Origin of the sequence: uncultured Tateyamaria sp., from assembly GCF_947503465.1 — a bacterium.
Lineage (GTDB): Bacteria > Pseudomonadota > Alphaproteobacteria > Rhodobacterales > Rhodobacteraceae > Tateyamaria.
The window spans coordinates 1-16304 of the sequence record NZ_CANNDN010000005.1; the positions used below are offsets into that span (position 1 = coordinate 1).

Genomic DNA, 16304 nt, shown 5'->3' on the forward strand with positions numbered 1-16304 from the left:
CAGTTTCCAAATCCTGTTGGTCCGCCTGCCATCCCGGCAGGTCCGAGAAAACCGGCAAGCGCCGCCGCTGGCGTCGGTTCCGGTCGAGAATTCCGGTTCCTCCCACGCGCAGGCGCGCGGTTCCCTCCCAAATTCACGCCCTCCACCGGGTTGTCACGGCCCCGCCGGGCCGCAGGACGGGCTTTGCCCTTACCTGCTCTGCCCTTCGGAATGCATGGGCATTCCAAAGATCAGAACAGGAAGGCCCGCCCATTGGCGGAAAGGGGAAGAGACCCGGCCCGCGTCACGCGAAGGAGGGTCACAAATGACCGCAGAGAAGTTTGACGTTTACACCCATGTCACCAATCAGATCATCGCGCAGATCGAGGCGGGAACGCCGCCCTGGCGCAAACCGTGGACCGGCGGCGGGGCAGGGGTCAGCTTGCCGGAACGGTTCAACGGCGAGGCCTATCGGGGCATCAACATCCTGATGCTTTGGGCGACAGCGATGGCCAAGGATTACAGCTCAGCCCGCTGGATGACGTTCAATCAGGCCAAGCAGCTTGGGGGCCATGTCCGCAAGGGCGAGAAATCCGCAACCGTGGTGAAGTACGGCACCGTCGAGCGCGAGGACGAGAACGGCGAGGCGCGTCAGATCCCCTTTGCCAAGGCCTACCGCGTGTTCAATGCCGACCAGATCGAGGGCTTGCCTGCCGAACTCTACATCCTGCCCGATCCGCCCCGTGATCTTGGCACCGTGGCCGACCCCGAGCTGGAGGCGTTCTTTGCCGCGACAGGCGCGCAGATCGACGTGACCGAGGAGCCGCGTGCCTATTACAACATCAAGACCGACCGCATCCACATGCCGCCCGTTGGCACGTTTCATCGAGCGGCAGGGTATTTTGGCACCTTGGCCCATGAGACAATCCACTGGACAGGCGCGACAAAGCGGCTGGACCGTTTGGGCCGGTTCAATGACCGAAAGGCCTATGCGTTCGAGGAGCTGGTCGCGGAAATCGGTAACTGCATGCTTTGCGCGCAGATCGGGGTGGAGCCCGAATTTGACCAGAGCGCGGCCTATGTCGAAGGATGGCTTGAGGCGATGAAGGAAGACAGCCGCGCGATTTTCCGCGCCGCGTCAGAGGCCCAGAAGGCCGTGGATTACATCATGGAGCGTACCGCGCAGGCCGAGCGGCTGGCGGCAGAGTAACAGACAGCCCTGTCGAATTATTCAGGCCCCCGTCAGTAGGTGGGGGCCTTTTTGCGTTGTGGAGTGATCTTGGGCGGGGCGGTTTCAGGGTGACCTGTCGGCGGGCAACCTGAAGGCCACCCGCCGACAGGCCCGGCGCTTCGCGCGGACGCCCCAAAGGGGGTGGGTCAACTGGCGGCATCTAGTTCAGCCTGGATCGCGGTTAGCTCTGAGCTCGTTTGTGAGATAATGTCAGCTGTGCAGCCTACGCAGAAGATCGGCCTGGTCGTAAATCCATTCTTAACCTTCGGGATTTTGAAGCATTTCCGCCCAGTCCCGACAAGCTTTGAGCATCTGCTGCATTTCGTAGCCTTGCCGCAAATGTGGCTGATAGGTTTGCCCGTCGACTGGGATAGAAGTGAAGGTGTCTTACCCTTTGGCTTTGCCATGCATTAGCCCCTTATAGCGGCGTGTAATTGAATTGAGTATGTTCTCAAGTTCAGCTTCAGCCGCCTTGAACTCTTCGACTGACCATTCTTTTCGCTGCTTGGGAAAGCTGGCCTTCAATTCCTTGTTGATGAGAGTCACGCCTGCGACGAAGTTGTTCGTTGCTGCGACCCCCAAATTTATGAGATCGCGGCCAGCGCGATTTATCTCAAGCCTGTTCATAAGCAGGTTTGCGGCTCGGTTAACCTGGTCATTCAGGCCCTTTCGTTGGGCTTCCCATTCACGTTGAGGTAGAATCTGAAATGGTTGCGCCGCTTTGGTCATCGTACGACCGCTGGACTTAGCTAGTACTATTGCTTCAGCCTGTTCGGGATCGAGGCCGAGCTGGTCCAGTTTTTCCCTTAGCTCGTTGATGATGTCTTCTTGCTCAGCTGACGTGAATTGCTCTTCGATCAGTTCGTCAACGATCTCGTAGTTGACGACTGCTTGCTCGCCGAGTTTCATTCGGGCTTGCCCGCCTTTGACTTCATCAGACGGCTCTGGCTCTTTTCCGCCTATGACGTCTTCCCAGAATTTCTGATCATCGCTTTCAAAGAGCTTAAACTCTCGAAGCCTCTCGTCGAGGTTCATACCCGCATGGGTTACAATATGCCCGTAGTTGTCAGGATGGCCCGGGCTGTTTTGCACAATGACGCGGAGAACCCTGCCGACAAATTGAACGTAGGGTGCTAGTGTGCGGAAGGGCCGGAATATGGCTGCAACACTCAGTTTTGGATGATCAAAACCCTCGCCGAGCATCTGAACCTGAACAATGACGTCTAGCTCGCCGCTCTTCAGACGACGTTTGACTTCCACCTTCTTGTCTTCGTCCATTTCACTATAGATGAGATCGGCACTAAAACCTCGCGCCTCGTAAAGTCGGACAATGGACCGAGCGTGATTGACGCTACATGCAACGGCGATGAGTTGGTGCGCGGTCCCAGTCTCGCGTAGCTGTTCGAGGCGCTGGAGACTGTTGTCGACAATCGTTTGATTGCAAGGCTCCGAGAGAGCAATCCCGCGGCTAAACCAGTCTTTCTCTTTCATCTTCAAGACTTCATCGAGCGAGTAGGTCTTGGTCTCACCGTGTGCTGTGAACTCTAACTCATTTGGTGCGGCGTACGATGCTGTCAGTCGTTTGATGTATCCTTTGAAAGTCGCTTTTTTGAAGGGATAACGATAGACGAGATCTCCCTCGATTTCCTGTGCGTCACCCCGGAACGGAGTTGCCGTCATGTTGACAACTCGCGCATCCCCGAAATGTTCGCATACCTTTTGCCAGCTGGCCGCTGGCGCGTGATGAGCCTCGTCCACAATAAGCATATCGAAGAAATCTCTTGGAAAGCGATGCAGCCACTTGTCGGGGTTGGTAGAGAGCTGCTGCACATTCGAGATGACAATATGCGACTTTTCGCAAACTGAGATGTTGCCGGTGTCCAGCGTGGTCGCAAAGGGTCCGCCAATCATCGCTTCGTCGCTCAAGATTCCGCGCCTACGCCAGAAACACTTTTGGCGGTTGGTCACGTCCATCGACTCGAACAGACCTTCTTTGATCGTCAAGTTTGGTGCGACGATGAGCACCCTACCTGTGGCAATCCCAAATGGAACAATTGCAGCGATCCCGGATTTTCCACATCCAACAGGAATTTGAACAATCGCGGACTTACGGCCCGAACGAAAGTACTCGTAGAGCGCCTTGTAGGCTTCGACTTGCGGTTCCCTGAGCTGAAGATTTTCTTCGATATGAGCAGGTGTCCTCATGAAGAACTGCTCAAGGGGGATATTCGACCTTACCCATGCGTCTAGGTCTTTCTTGCTGAATAGCCATTTGCTGCCGATCTTGTTGGAAGGAAGCGCCCCCTCCCTCGCGAGATCGTACAGTGCGGTTTTCCCGATTTGTAGGTAGCGTGCGGTCTCTTCGATTGTCATCCACTCTTCGGCCATGCTAGACTCCTTTTGCCGTATGCTGCCATTTGATGCCAAATGATGCAACAGAAAAGGCTTGATTGCGTCGCCTTGGGTCAACCCGCTGATCCTCGTGACGCCTCTACAGAAACGTAGGCGTCGGTCTCTCGTGGCTAACGCTGGTGTCGTGTGAGCGTCACGAGTCCTCGGGTCAGTTGTCATACAAGGTTTCCCAAGAAATGCCGGACCAATCTGTTTACATGAGAACCGCAGGCTGGAAGGCTCTCACCATTTAGGGCTTCGCCGAAGGAATCTCAGATGCGGAAGATTGATCCCGAAGGAGTTTGGGAAGATTTTGAAGATCAGCTTGATGAACAGTCGCAATACTACAGAAGCTCTTGGAACACGCTCACCGGTGCAGCTGATAGGAAGATCGCAACCGAAAACTACGCTCTCACTATTGGCGTCATGTTCGAAGGCTATATCAATGACCTTATCTTTGCCTATGCGAACCGCGACTGCTCTCGCGTGATGCAGCACCTTGAGAACAGTGTGCGCGAAACGCTTGCAGCCATTCCCAAGGCGGAAGCCGCGTTCAACAAGTTTGCGGACTTTAAACACCGGGATCACCTGACTAAGTCAGAGCTTAAGGCAATCCTCGACCCGGAGGGCCGAAACACGTCTTTTCCGAATTTTGTCGCTATTGAGGATCGTGCGCAGCAATGGCTTGCCGATCACCACCGCAACAGATTCACCGGATTGAACGCCCAGCAAAAAGCGGTGATCAACGCTGTAATAGCGACTCGCAACAACCTTGCGCATCGCAGCAAGGGATCGCTGGACCGCCTGAACGAAGCGTTCAGTGCAGGAGCGCTTTATCCCACCGGCCTTCAGCGAAACGTCAACCGCATTCAACAAGCTGGACATTACCTGAAGGCAAAGCATCCCCCTAATAGTCCAGATACCCGCGCAACGATCATGGGACATCTGCTGAAGGACGCAGCCGAGAGCATCGTCCATTGACCGGTACCATGCCAGAAGCGGTCCATTGTGCCAGCATGCACCGCCGAATGCCGGATCAACCACTTACGCGGGTCAAAAACCCTGGGCAAAACAGACGCGGTTTTGGCAGGTTTGCGCCCATCACGCCAGTAACGATAGGTTTTCGTTATCGTAGCCAGTGTCTTTGTATCTGACTTTGGCCCCTGACGCATCCTGACGGCTGCGCCACCGCGCTCTTCAGGCTCCAGCCGGTAACGCCGGCTTACGCCCGGAACATACGCCTCGATCCTTCCCTGCTCACATCCGCCACCTCCAATGTCTCCTGAGGAGCCATAGGACGTGGCGTTCGCATGGTCAGGTCTCAAGGCGATGATCCGCCCTGGCAGGTTTCGATCGCGGGGGCAGGGGATCTGCGATCCCATCTTTCCCTTGTCCCCTTGGGGTTCGCGCGTGCCGCGCGATACGCCGCTGCGGGGACGTTGCTTTAGAACCCGCTGGGTTCTCGCGCACGCAACCAAAATAGACCTCCCCCGTGTCCTCGGCTGCGCCTGCGGGCCGCACCAGGTCGGTCGATTTCTGGTGGCGTTTGCTCACTCCGGCACTTCGCCAGTGGGTCAGGTTTTAGAGACGACGCCCTCAAGGGGCTTCTCTCAAAACCAGACACCAAAGGGGCAAGGACCCCAACCACAAAGGAGAGACCAGATGACACAAGCAAAGGACACTTCAGGCGAGTGCGAAGACGAAGGGGCAATCGCGGCCAAGATCGCGGAGCAGAACGACCGCTTCCGCACCACGTGGGGTGCTGATTTCACGGTGCCGGGTCAGATCGTCATGACGCGCGGGGTGTCGGACCTCTCGCCCGCCGCCAAGGCGATCATCCTGCAGCGGGTTCAAAAGTTCGCCACCTTCACCGAAGACAACGACCCCTACCGCGATCACACCTTTGGTGCGTTCGAGTTTGAGATTGGCGGCAACAGCTACCGCATCTTCTGGAAGATCGATCTCTACGACACTGAATACAGCATGGGCAGCGATGAGTCAGCGAACCCGCAGGTCACCCGCCGCGTCCTCACCATCATGCACGCCTCTGAATACTGATCGGAACCGCCCTGAGCCGGGGCGGGTCCAAACCAGATGCATTTCTTCAATCAACCACAAAGGAACATCCCAATGACAAACCAAACTCAAATCACAACCGGGACCGCAATCATCTATGCCTCGCTGGATCAGCTTTACCTGCATGATCTGAACCCACGCCAAGAGGTGGCGCAGGAGGCCATCGAGACCCTGGCCGAGAGCATCAAAACCTGTGGCCTGTTGCAAAACCTCGGCGGCCTGCAGGACGATAGCGGCAAGGTCGGCATTGTGGCTGGGGGTCGCCGCCTGCGGGCGCTTGCCTTTCTCGCGGAGACCGACCCGGCGCAGGAGAGCGTGACCTCCATTCCCGTATTGTTGGCCAAGGATGCGGAACAGGCCGAACTCTGGGCCAACGCCGAGAACACCGCGCGCGCCGATCTCGATCCAGCCGACGAAATCCGCGCCTATGGCCGGATGGCAAAGAGCAATGCAAGCGCTGACGACATCGCTAGTGCCTTTGGGGTCACCGTCGCCCATGTCAAAGGCCGGTTGAAACTGTCGGACCTGCCCGAGGCGGCGCTGGATGCGCTCAAGGCCAAGAGCATCAATCTGACCGTTGCGCAAAAGCTCACCACAGCCGATGATGAGAAGCTGATCTTTGAGGTTCTGCGCCTCATCGACGAAGGCCAGATCACCAACACGGGTCAGATTGATGGCGTGTTGCATCCCAAGGCGGTGAAATCCACCGACCGTCGCGCCACCTTTGTTGGCGTGGAGGCCTATGAGGCTGCAGGTGGCAAGGTCTCGCGCGATCTCTTCTCCGAGGATGTCTTCTTCGAGAACCGCGACATTCTGGACGAGGTATTTGCGCTGCGTCTTCGCGAAGCAGCGGACAAGGTGATGAAAGAGGCAGGCTGGGCGTGGGTCATGCCCCACGATGAGTCCTACCTTGGCTGGCACGTCATGGATGAGCACAAGTTCGAGCGGGTCTATCCGGTGGAAGGTGTGCTGTCCGATGATCTCACCGAGCGCTACGACGAGTTGGCAGAACTGGCCGAAGGTGATGTTCTGAATGAGGCTGGCCAAGCCGAGTTGGACAGCCTGCAAGCGGTGCTGGACGGCGCGTTCACGGAGGCACAAAGGGCCATCGCCGGGTGTGTCGTCCATGTTGGCAACAATGGCCAGCTTGAAGTCACCGGCGGGCTGATCAAAGCCGCAGACAAGAAGGCGGCGATTGAAGCCGGGATACTGGCCAAGTCACATCATGGCGGCAGCGGTGAGAAGACCCCGAAGAACCCCTATTCGCAAAAACTGCAGGCTGATCTGGAGGCGATCAAGCTGGCCTCCCTGCAGAATGCCATGCTCGACCAGCCCGATCTGTTGCTCGATCTGCTGACGTTCCAGTTGAGCGGCATGACCGGGTTTCGGGATGTGCTGGATATCAGTCTTGGCACGCCCTGCAATGCGCCCTCTACGGAAACCGGGTTTGACGTGGACAAGCGTCTGAGCAAACCATCATCCTGTCCGGAAGACCGCTGGGGCGTTGACCTCATAAAGGCCTTTGCCGCCTTCAAGAAGAAGGGCAAGAAGCACCGCGATGCGGAACTGGCTCGGCAGCTGGCCAAACTTCTGACCGGCGGGGATGAGGTGTTCGCAGCTGTGTTGGCCGACAAGTGCAACGCGGGCATCCGCAAGGTCTGGACGCCAACGACGGAGAACCTCTTCAAGCGGATTTCCGGGGTGATGATGGACGGCATCTACTGTGATCTGTTGGACCTTGCTCCGACGGACGAGCGGGCCAAGGCGTTCTCCAAAAAGAAGAAGGCCGACAAGGCCGAAGCACTTGAGAACTTGTTCTCTGATCCGACCACCCAGAAGCTGCTTGGCGTGACGGAGGCGCAGAAGGCGCGCATCGACGCGTGGCTGCCTGACTACTTCGCGTGAAGCCAAAGGCCGGGGCGGCGCATCGCCGCCCTCGCCATCCACCGAGGACCAGAACACCAGCGTTCTGTCATGACCGACCGAGCAGCGCGTTCAGCCGTCTTTCTGATACTCCAGCTATGGGAGCCCCAGACATGCCAAGCCTCACCACATCCGCGCGCCGCGTCTGGACGTCGGCGCAGCTCTACATCGGGTTCCACCGCGACCCCAACGGCAAGCAGCGCGGCACCCCCCATGTCTGGCCCCCGAAGAATGCGCGCGCCGCGCTCCATGACAAACCTGAGGATCAGGAGGTCTTTGTGGTGGTCAAGGCAGCCGATGGAGATGCCTCGCAAGATGTCCAGATCAAACTGCGCCCCGACATGATTGTCCTGCGTCGTGATTGCCCGGACACATGGCAGGGCGTGGTCATCGAGCAATATGAGCTTGCGGTCAGGTTCGGCGATGTCTCGATCCGCATCAACTATGATGGGTCCATCACCCGAAAGGATGCCGACAGCACGACTTGGGTCGAGGCCGATGGCGGCATTCTTAAAAAGACCGAGTTTGTCGACGCGGCGATGTCAGCCGATGGCACGGAATTGTCACGCCGGACGCCGGACAATCTCGCCGCCATTACGCTGCAAGGCGTGCTGTCCAAGGCGCGATAGCTGAGTCACACGGTCCGCCAGTGTGGGTTGATGGACGTCTCAAGTGCGTGCGTGAGGCAGGTGCAGCTCGAGCGCGTCATCGTCCAGGTGAACAAGAACAGTGGCTCCAGCGAGAGGACTGTTCATCCCTAGGTCTTTCCCTTTTGCTCAAAGATGTGGATCGCACGGGGGCGGCCCGTCCGTGCCCTCCGCTGCGCTCCGGCAAGCACAAATACGGCTTCCACGCCCATGGCGCGGACCCTCCGCATTTTCGCTTGCGACCGGGCCTCTTGCCCCCGTGCTGTTTGATCCCCATCGCAAAAAGGAGAGACCCAAATGACCAACCACTACGTCGCCACCGTCCCCGTCACATTCACCGACACTGACGGCCAGGAACGCACCCGCTTCCAACGCGTGGGTGCTATGTTCCGCAACACCCGCACCGGGGATGGCTCAGAGTTCTTCAGCCTCAAGCTCGACTTCCCCGTCGCGGTCTCGGAGCTGGTAATGTTCCCGCCGAGCTCCCGGGAACCGCAGGACTAAATCCTCTGCCGAGGAGGGGCCGCCGACAGGCGGCCCTTTTCCTGTTCCATGCGATGCGGTGCAGATGCCATCAACTCTCGCCAAGTCCAAGTTCAGCGATTTGACGCCGAGTGCCGCCGGGAAGATCCCGTGGTCCTCGGGCAGCTCTTAGCCCTCAGAGCTGTCCTTGCTTTTGCGCCGGACGCCCTTGGCCTGGACGTGCCGAGCGAGGCTCAGCGCGCAGTTCTTGCCAAGGCAACATGAATGTTTGAATCGGTACGTAAGTATATGATTGACACGTAGCTATAGGATTGGCGATAGTGGGAGACGAAGGCGGAAGTTGGCAGGAAATAGGGGGTCTTTCTTCGCATGACGCGCAGCAAACGACTGACAGAGGCGGAGCGCATGGAGATTGTGCGCGAGGCGGCCGAGGGGGTGTCCAGCACCGAGCTGGCCGCGCGCTTCGGTGTGACGCCCCGGGCTGTCCAATACACGCTCAAGGCCGACGAAGATCGTCAGCGCGACACCTCTGTGGCGACCGCCGCGGTGAGCCTCAAGGTGACCCCTGAGGAGCTTGCAGCCTTTGACGCGGTGCTGGCATCAGCTGGCATCGAAACCCGCTCAGAAGGACTGCGCCGGTTGATGCAGGCCGCTGGTGGGGTCTTTGTGCCGGACGCCCAACTGGCTGCCGAGATGGAGCGCTACCGGGCGTCCCTGAATGAGGTTGGCAACGGGGTCGCGCAGATCGCCAAACAGATGACGCTGGCCAACCGAAGCGGACAGGGCGTAGGCCTCGAATTCTCGGAACTGCGCCTCGCACAGATGCGGGGTCTGTCGCGGTTCATCCTCGATGCGGCTGATGAGATCGACTTGCTTGTGCGCCGTCGTCGGGACGCGATGCGGCTGACGGCTGTCGAGGCTTTGCGGGAGTTTGCCCATGCCGCGGAGTGATGCTGTCGACGCCGTCACCGGCGAGATTTTCCGGGAGGGCTGGAGCCGGATCCGCGGCTCGATGCAGGGGCTGAACACGTCGAAGTATCGGCAGTTCATTCGTGCCTCGGCGGGGCACCGCGCGGCCGTCTTCAAGGCGATCCGAGGCGGCGGCACGCAGAGCAAATCGCAGCTCTCAAACCAGCTGCATTACCTCACCACCAAGTCCACCCATATCGTGGACTCGAGCGGGTTCCTGGACGGGAAGAGCAAGCTCGAGAGCGGAGAGATCAAAGACCTCACGGAGCGGTTTGCCAAGCGCTGGAGCGCGGGGTTCAAACCGAAGCTCGGGCAGACCACGCATCTGCTGATGTCCTTCCCGATCGGGACGCGCGGGACGGATGTGCGTGACATCGCGACGGATGTGGCCGAGCGGTTCTTGCAAACCGATGAAGGGCATTTCGACTACATCATCGCGGTGCATGAGGACCGGGATCATCCGCACGCGCATCTGGTGCTGAACCGCCGCTCGCAGGAGGGTGAGTTCTTCTATCTCGCGCGGGATCACCGGTTCAACTATGACGACTTCCGCCTTGCGATGGTCGAAGAGGCCGAGAAGTACGGTGTGCGTCTCGAGGCCACCCGCCGCGTGGATCGGGGCGTTGCGCATTACCCGCCGCGCATCCGCGAGGTCTATGCCGCGAAAGAGGAAGAGCGGGAGGTGATCGAACGGGAACGCGTCGGCGCCGACCTCACCCGGACCCTGGAAGAGATCGCCAATACCAAATCCATCTACCAGGCGCTGGCCGCCGAAGCCTCATCCGAAAACCGCGCAGACGTGGCGGACGCGCTTTTCCGCGCGGGTGAGATGCTGGCGCGCGGCGGGCAGGTGGCCCAGGAAGGAGACATCTACATGGCCGAGGAAAACAGCTTCGACGAGCTCAGAAGCCGCTACGCGGAGAAAGTCGAGCGGGTCCAGACCATGATCGCCGCGCGGACCGATGCGGAGCGACCTGCGCTCGAGAAAAGCCTCAACGAAATCCAGGCGCGGGTGCAACATATGCAGCCCCTTGGGATCCGATCCCAGACGCTGACCGAGCGACCGTCGGAGGGCGGGGTGTATTCGGAAGCAAACATCGAGACCACGCGGCTGGATCGGCTCGAGAGACCGGAGGTGCGGGCGCAGGTGGATGCGGCGCTGCGCGGGACGGGGATCAATACGACGACCGTCATGGCGCGGTTGGAGACCGGGGCGCAGAACGCCGCGCTTGAGCGCCAGTGGATCGCAGACGATCTGACCAAGGTGGCCGAAGAGAACGGGCTGAACCTCGAACGCCGCCGTGATCTCGAACAGGCGCGCGAGGTTCTGAACCGCGTCCATGTGGAGCTTGGGACCACCCTCGAGCGCGCCGGTGTGCTACGCGAAGACGGGGTGATCGAGGAAGACCGCGAGCTGGATATCCATTTCGACCAGCGCCATGTTGAGGACACAACGCGGGCCGTCCGCGCAGAGATGCGTGCGGAGGGCATGAGCGAGGCGGAGCTCGCACGCCAGACCCTGAACGTCGAAGAGCGCGTCTTCGACCGGATCGAGGCAGAACAACAGAGCTATCTGCGAGACCGGCCCGAACTCCTGGCGCGACCCACGGATGTGATCCGTCTGGATCAGGAGGGTGCACCGCAGATCAGGGACAGGGTTCTGGCCGGTCGGATAACCCAAGAGATCGAGGCGGCGCGTCTTGGCGCCTCGACAGATCAGCCGGTAGCGGAGGCCGTGGCACAGGACCTGAAAGCCCGCTACCCGGACATGCCGGATCATGTGGCGCGGGGTCTGGGGGATACCTACGCGCAGGTTGACGAGGCGCTGCGGGCGGAACGAGAGCCCGCACCCGTCGAGACTGAAGAATTGCGCCGCGTCATTGCGCATGAGCGCGAGGGCAATCTGTCGTCACCTTTTGCCGACGAGAGCCAGCGCATGAGCTATCGCGCCGAGGTCGATCGGCTTCTGGACGACGATCAGACCGCACGGCTGGGATCCGGGGACAGCGACGCTCTGAAAGACGTGGTCGAGGATCGGCTCGATCGGCTTTATGCGGCGAAAGCCTATCTGCAATCCGATGCGACCACGGCGAACAGCGACGCGGCCCGGGTCGTGGTCGAAGAGATCGCCGAGCGGGAATACGAGGCGCAATGGCTGAGCGAGACCCATGGCGAGCGCGAGAAAGGCCAGACCCATGGGTAGGGGACGCATCGCCATCGGCGTTTTGCTGGTCACGCTGGTGGCGATCGCGATGGGCTATGTCATCGCCTCCGCCGTGCTCACCTTCCGCGACCTCGGATTCCAGGCCGATATCGACTTTGCCTATATCGCCCGGAACTACCTTGCAATCCGAGATGTCCGGCCCGAAGATTTCCGGCTGATCAACTTCATTATGGGTGGGGCAGGGGTCGCCGGCCTGATGATCGCCATCGCGCTCTCGGGTTCCGCGCTCACGCGGTTCGGCCAGACCCATTGGCAGACGCGCCGCGAGATGAAGCGCAACGGGTTCTTCGGGACCCCGGGGACCGGATTTATCATTGGCAAGCTCGGCAAACCCAAGGGCCGCGGGCCGTTCCTCTGCTCGAAGGTCCTGCCGCACGCGCTGATCGTCGCCCCGACCGGTCGCGGCAAGACCACGGGTTTCGTGATTCCGAACCTGCTCACCTGGCAAGGATCGTCGGTGACGCTGGATGTGAAGGGCGAATGTTATGAGGCGACGGCCCGGCATCGTGCGTCGCAGGGCGACGCGGTGTTCCGCTTCGCGCCAACGGATTGGGAGACCAAGCGCACCCATCGTTACAATCCGCTTCTGCGGATCTATGAGTTGGAAGACCCCGCGCGTCAGCAGATGGAGTTGCAGCTTTTGGCCACACTCTTTCTGCAGAACGACAATGACCGCGTGCAGGGGCTTCTGAAGGGCGGGATCGATCTCTTCGTCGCGGCAGGTCTTCTGGCCTTCCAGCGCAAGAAACCCACCTTGGGAGAAATCTACCGCATCGCCGCCTCAGGCGGGAACAAGCAGAAGGAGTACCTCGCGCGTTCCCATGAGGTAGAGAACAAGGCCGCGAAACTGGTCTTCACGCGGCTGGCCTCCACGAACAACGACACCCTGACCTCCTATGTCTCGCTCCTGATGACCTCCGGACTCGATCAATGGCAGAACCCGGCCATCGATGAGGCGACAGCCGTCTCGGACTTTGATTTCCGGGAGATCCGCAGAAAACCGATGAGCGTCTATCTGGTGGTCCAGCCGCTCATGGTGAAACCTCTCGCCCCCCTCATCCGGCTCTTCTTTTCTGATCTGCTTTCGGCCATGCAAGAGAAGGAACCGGGACCCGACGAGCCCTGGCGCGTGATGATCATGCTGGATGAGTTCAACCGGCTTGGCAAAATGCCTATCGTGGTTGAGAGCATCGAGACGCTCAGAAGTTACCGCGGGCATCTCGCTGTGGTCACCCAGACCATTCCCGCCATCGATGAGATCTACGGCGAGAACACGCGGCGCTCCTTGCAAGGCAATGCTGGCGTAAAACTCTACCTCACACCCTCCGATGAAAAGACGATCGAGGAGCTCAGCAAAGCGGTCGGCAAGACCACGAAGACCGTCGTCACGCGATCTCGGTCGATCGGCAAGAATCCATTCGAAGGGCGCAGCCAGTCGATGCGCACAGAAGAAACCTCGCTGTTACCGGAAGATGAAGCGCGGCGGTTGCCCCTAGATGAGATCATCATGGTCATCGATGCGCAGATGCCGATCCGGGCGAAGCGCATTCAGTATTTTGATGATGGATATTTCATGAAGATCCACGATGCGCAGAAGGGGGAACTGCCGTTTCCGGCGACGAGCGGTGGCGAGAAGAAGGCGCGTTCGGACAAAGGTGGCGATGCTTCTCAAAGAGGAAATGGGGATACAGGCGATAGGATCAACCTGTCAGAGGAACTGCCCAAGAGAGACCCGCAAATACGCGAAGAGCGGCGCGGGGGACCTAGACCGAAACGGAAGGTTTCCACGGCTGTTCAGCAAGTTCAGGATGCGGATCAGGATCGCCAGATCGAGATGAATTTTGAGGGCGCTGTTGAAGGTGGAGGTGACAGCGTCAAGCCTGAGGATCGAGACGACGTCGAAACTGCATTGTCTGACCTCGAAACGATGGAGGCAAGGCTTGGCGACGAAGACCTGCTCACCGAGGAAGGGGTTCGGGAGATCACAGGCTGAAAGTGATGGGAAACCGCTGTGGTCCGATGCATTGATTTAATGACCTGACTTTCGAACCGAGCGCGGCAAAAGCTCCGAAAGAGCCTACAGCGGAAATAATGATTCCTCGCTGCGCGCGCACGCAGCACGGAAATTGCTGCGGGCACTTGGATTTTGGCGCGCGAATGCGGCGGTGAAACCGGCCATTCATCCGGGCTACTACTAAGTTTGGAGCACAAACCCACGGGCGGCAGATCAGTTACAATCAGGTTTGCGAGTAGCATTCCAACGTCAGCGCGGTGCTGATGCGTGGGTTTGGAGGGCGGCAAGGAGGGCAAATCATGCCTCGAGTCCAACTTCCTGCTGTCACCCCGAAACGTAAAGCCTGGAACAAGGGGCGGATCGTCGGCCAGAAACGACCGCTGCTACCAAAACAGGTTTGGGCGATCCGAGCGCGACTGGAACTGGCGAACAACCTTCGCGATCTGGCGCTATTTAACGTGACCATCGACAGCAAGCTACGCGGGTGTGATCTGGTCAGGCTTTCTGTGGTCGATCTGGTCAAAGTGGACCGCGTCCGAGAACGTGTTTCGGTCATCCAGAGCAAAACCAAACGACCTGTTCAGTTTGAACTGACGGAAAACACAAGGGAAACTGTCCTGGCTTGGGTCAAATCACCCGAAATGTTGGCTTGCTCGTTCATGTTTCCCAGCCGCTTTCACGATCGCCCGCATATCTCAACCCGTCAATATGGCCGGTTGGTGCACGAGTGGGTGTCGTCAATTGGTCTGGAATCAACCGGATACGGAACGCATTCGCTTCGCCGAACCAAAGCTGCTGAGATCTATCGAAAAACAGGTAACCTGCGCGCGGTTCAGCTCTTGCTAGGACACACAAAGGTCGACAGCACGGTGCGCTACTTGGGAGTTGAACTCGAAGATGCGCTGAGCATCGCCGAAAATATTGACCTTTAGGCATTGGGTGAGCGGCTGATGCCGCTCGCCTTTGCGGGCCGACCAGCTGCAAGCATCAGTTTTGACGTAAAATGACCAGCGCCGCCAAAATCTATTTGACGTCCGCTCGCCATAACCATCCCGGAACAGATAAAGTCGGGTGAATTGGCTGCCAGCTCCAAGTGGGTAATCACTCAGACGGCCAACCCTTTTAGCTCAAGTAGCGATCCGGATGGCGGCGCAAAGTTCGGGGTGCAGAATCCAGTTCCCCGGCTTCTCTTCGTGTCCGGAATCACTGCAAAATCCAATCAGCGCAACTCCATCCAAACTCGTTGAAGGCACCTTGGAACCTGTCTCTGTAGACAAATATCCAGCAATCATTCGACCCGCGCTTGCTAGCGCTTTTTTGGCTGAGGCAGTGGATTTGTAACTGCCCGCATTCGCGACCCTCTCCTCTGTCAGCCCGTCCGCTTCCGCCAGCGATAACGCCATCAACATGGCGCCTTGCGATTTTGTCAGATTTACAGTGTTGAGGGCCTCCACGTATTCGTCGGATGTTGGTACCTGCGTCCCGGTGCTTGGATCTGTCCTTCGGTCCTCGCTCCTGCGGGTTTCACGCGCATCGATGACGCAATGCAAAGCGGCGATCGCGGCTTCTTCGGTCTTACCGGTTGCCTCGGCAATCAAACCACGGGCTTTCGTCGGCGGCTTTGGGAATGCCCGAGCCGTGTATACGCCCGCGACACAAGCGGACTTGATCTGATATCGGCCATATTCGCCCATGCGGATCGACATAGGGGCTTCTTTATCGGTGTACTTGGCCTTCGATTTCTTCGACATAGCCTTGAAGACGCCACGTCCCGCATCTGATCTGTTCGGCGCTGTGTAGTCTGACATCGGCTGGCCTCCTGAGGATGGCATGTCGCAGCGCCAGTGCAGCGCCAGTTCGGTGGTTACCGATCCGGGCAATGGAACTGCTGCGTTAGTCGGTGGAAGAAAACTAAGAAACAAATGGCCGTCGGGCGATGGGGCGCTCCAAATGAGCGCCCACTTGCAAAGATCAGGCAAGCGCGATGTTGGTTGCGCTTTCGCGGCCATCACGGCCGGCCTCGACGTCGAAGGTCACCTTCTGATCGTCGTTCAGGGTGGTCATGCCCGACTTCTCGAGTGCGGAGATGTGCAGAAATACATCTTTCCCACCTGTCTCAGGGGCAATAAAGCCAAATCCTTTGGTGGTGTTGAACCATTTCACTGTGCCATTGGCCATGTGAATTTTCCTTACTTTATCGCTGCCCACAACATGCAGCAGCCCGGCTTCTCACGACAGTGTCGAGCGCTGCGAGCCAGTGAAGGAAAACAGAGGGTCGAATGGAGGTCAGTAGCCCATAAAACGTGGTGGCTGCCGGGGAGGATTACAAGGTGCACTCAGTGCTTTGGCCAATGTTCCCTTTGCCAA

General features: G+C 58.8%; 13 protein-coding genes. 10 read left to right on the plus strand and 3 right to left on the minus strand.

Translation table 11 applies throughout. The features are described from left to right. Positions 1 to 304 precede the first annotated feature (304 nt). Complete coding sequence (locus Q0844_RS19635) at positions 305 to 1189, plus strand: zincin-like metallopeptidase domain-containing protein (protein ID WP_299048614.1); 885 nt, start codon at positions 305 to 307, stop codon at positions 1187 to 1189. Between the two features lie 408 nt (positions 1190 to 1597). Here Q0844_RS19635 and Q0844_RS19640 read toward each other — a convergent pair whose 3' ends face one another. Next, entirely contained in the window at positions 1598 to 3598 is a 2001-nt protein-coding gene (locus Q0844_RS19640; RefSeq protein ID WP_299048617.1) for a DEAD/DEAH box helicase family protein, read from the minus strand. A gap of 279 nt (positions 3599 to 3877) precedes the next feature. Between Q0844_RS19640 and Q0844_RS19645 the strand changes: the two genes are divergently transcribed. The 9 genes from Q0844_RS19645 to Q0844_RS19685 all read left to right on the plus strand — a co-directional run bounded on the left by Q0844_RS19645 (position 3878) and on the right by Q0844_RS19685 (position 14869). Next, positions 3878 to 4582: a hypothetical protein gene (locus tag Q0844_RS19645; RefSeq protein ID WP_299048620.1), complete on the plus strand. Its 705-nt coding sequence runs from the start codon at positions 3878 to 3880 to the stop codon at positions 4580 to 4582. A 681-nt stretch (positions 4583 to 5263) separates the two neighbouring features. Next, complete coding sequence (locus Q0844_RS19650; protein ID WP_299048623.1) at positions 5264 to 5659, plus strand: DUF3768 domain-containing protein; 396 nt, start codon at positions 5264 to 5266, stop codon at positions 5657 to 5659. Positions 5660 to 5731: 72 nt separating this feature from the next. Next, on the plus strand, positions 5732 to 7582 hold the full coding sequence (locus tag Q0844_RS19655; RefSeq protein ID WP_299048625.1) for a ParB/RepB/Spo0J family partition protein: 1851 nt from the start codon (positions 5732 to 5734) through the stop codon (positions 7580 to 7582). Positions 7583 to 7713: 131 nt separating this feature from the next. Further along, positions 7714 to 8229 carry a hypothetical protein gene (locus tag Q0844_RS19660; protein ID WP_299048627.1) on the plus strand — a complete coding sequence of 172 codons (516 nt, stop codon included), beginning with the start codon at positions 7714 to 7716 and terminating at the stop codon, positions 8227 to 8229. Between the two features lie 315 nt (positions 8230 to 8544). Then, on the plus strand, positions 8545 to 8751 hold the full coding sequence (locus Q0844_RS19665) for a hypothetical protein (protein WP_299048631.1): 207 nt from the start codon (positions 8545 to 8547) through the stop codon (positions 8749 to 8751). A gap of 348 nt (positions 8752 to 9099) precedes the next feature. Continuing rightward, positions 9100 to 9681 carry a helix-turn-helix domain-containing protein gene (locus Q0844_RS19670; protein WP_299048633.1) on the plus strand — a complete coding sequence of 194 codons (582 nt, stop codon included), beginning with the start codon at positions 9100 to 9102 and terminating at the stop codon, positions 9679 to 9681. Further along, complete coding sequence (locus Q0844_RS19675) at positions 9668 to 11902, plus strand: relaxase/mobilization nuclease domain-containing protein (protein WP_299048636.1); 2235 nt, start codon at positions 9668 to 9670, stop codon at positions 11900 to 11902. Before Q0844_RS19670 ends, Q0844_RS19675 begins: the two co-directional genes overlap by 14 nt. Beyond that, positions 11895 to 13916, plus strand: coding sequence for a type IV secretory system conjugative DNA transfer family protein (locus tag Q0844_RS19680; protein WP_299048639.1), 2022 nt, complete (start codon positions 11895 to 11897; stop codon positions 13914 to 13916). The genes Q0844_RS19675 and Q0844_RS19680 overlap by 8 nt, the downstream gene beginning before the upstream one ends. Positions 13917 to 14236: 320 nt before the next feature. Beyond that, positions 14237 to 14869, plus strand: coding sequence for a tyrosine-type recombinase/integrase (locus Q0844_RS19685; RefSeq protein ID WP_299048641.1), 633 nt, complete (start codon positions 14237 to 14239; stop codon positions 14867 to 14869). A gap of 195 nt (positions 14870 to 15064) precedes the next feature. Here the strand turns inward: Q0844_RS19685 and Q0844_RS19690 are convergent, their stop codons facing one another. Both Q0844_RS19690 and Q0844_RS19695 read right to left on the minus strand, forming a co-directional pair. Further along, entirely contained in the window at positions 15065 to 15745 is a 681-nt protein-coding gene (locus tag Q0844_RS19690) for a hypothetical protein (protein ID WP_299048642.1), read from the minus strand. A 163-nt stretch (positions 15746 to 15908) separates the two neighbouring features. Next, on the minus strand, positions 15909 to 16115 hold the full coding sequence (locus Q0844_RS19695) for a cold-shock protein (RefSeq protein WP_224825428.1): 207 nt from the start codon (positions 16113 to 16115) through the stop codon (positions 15909 to 15911). Positions 16116 to 16304: the final 189 nt, after the last annotated feature.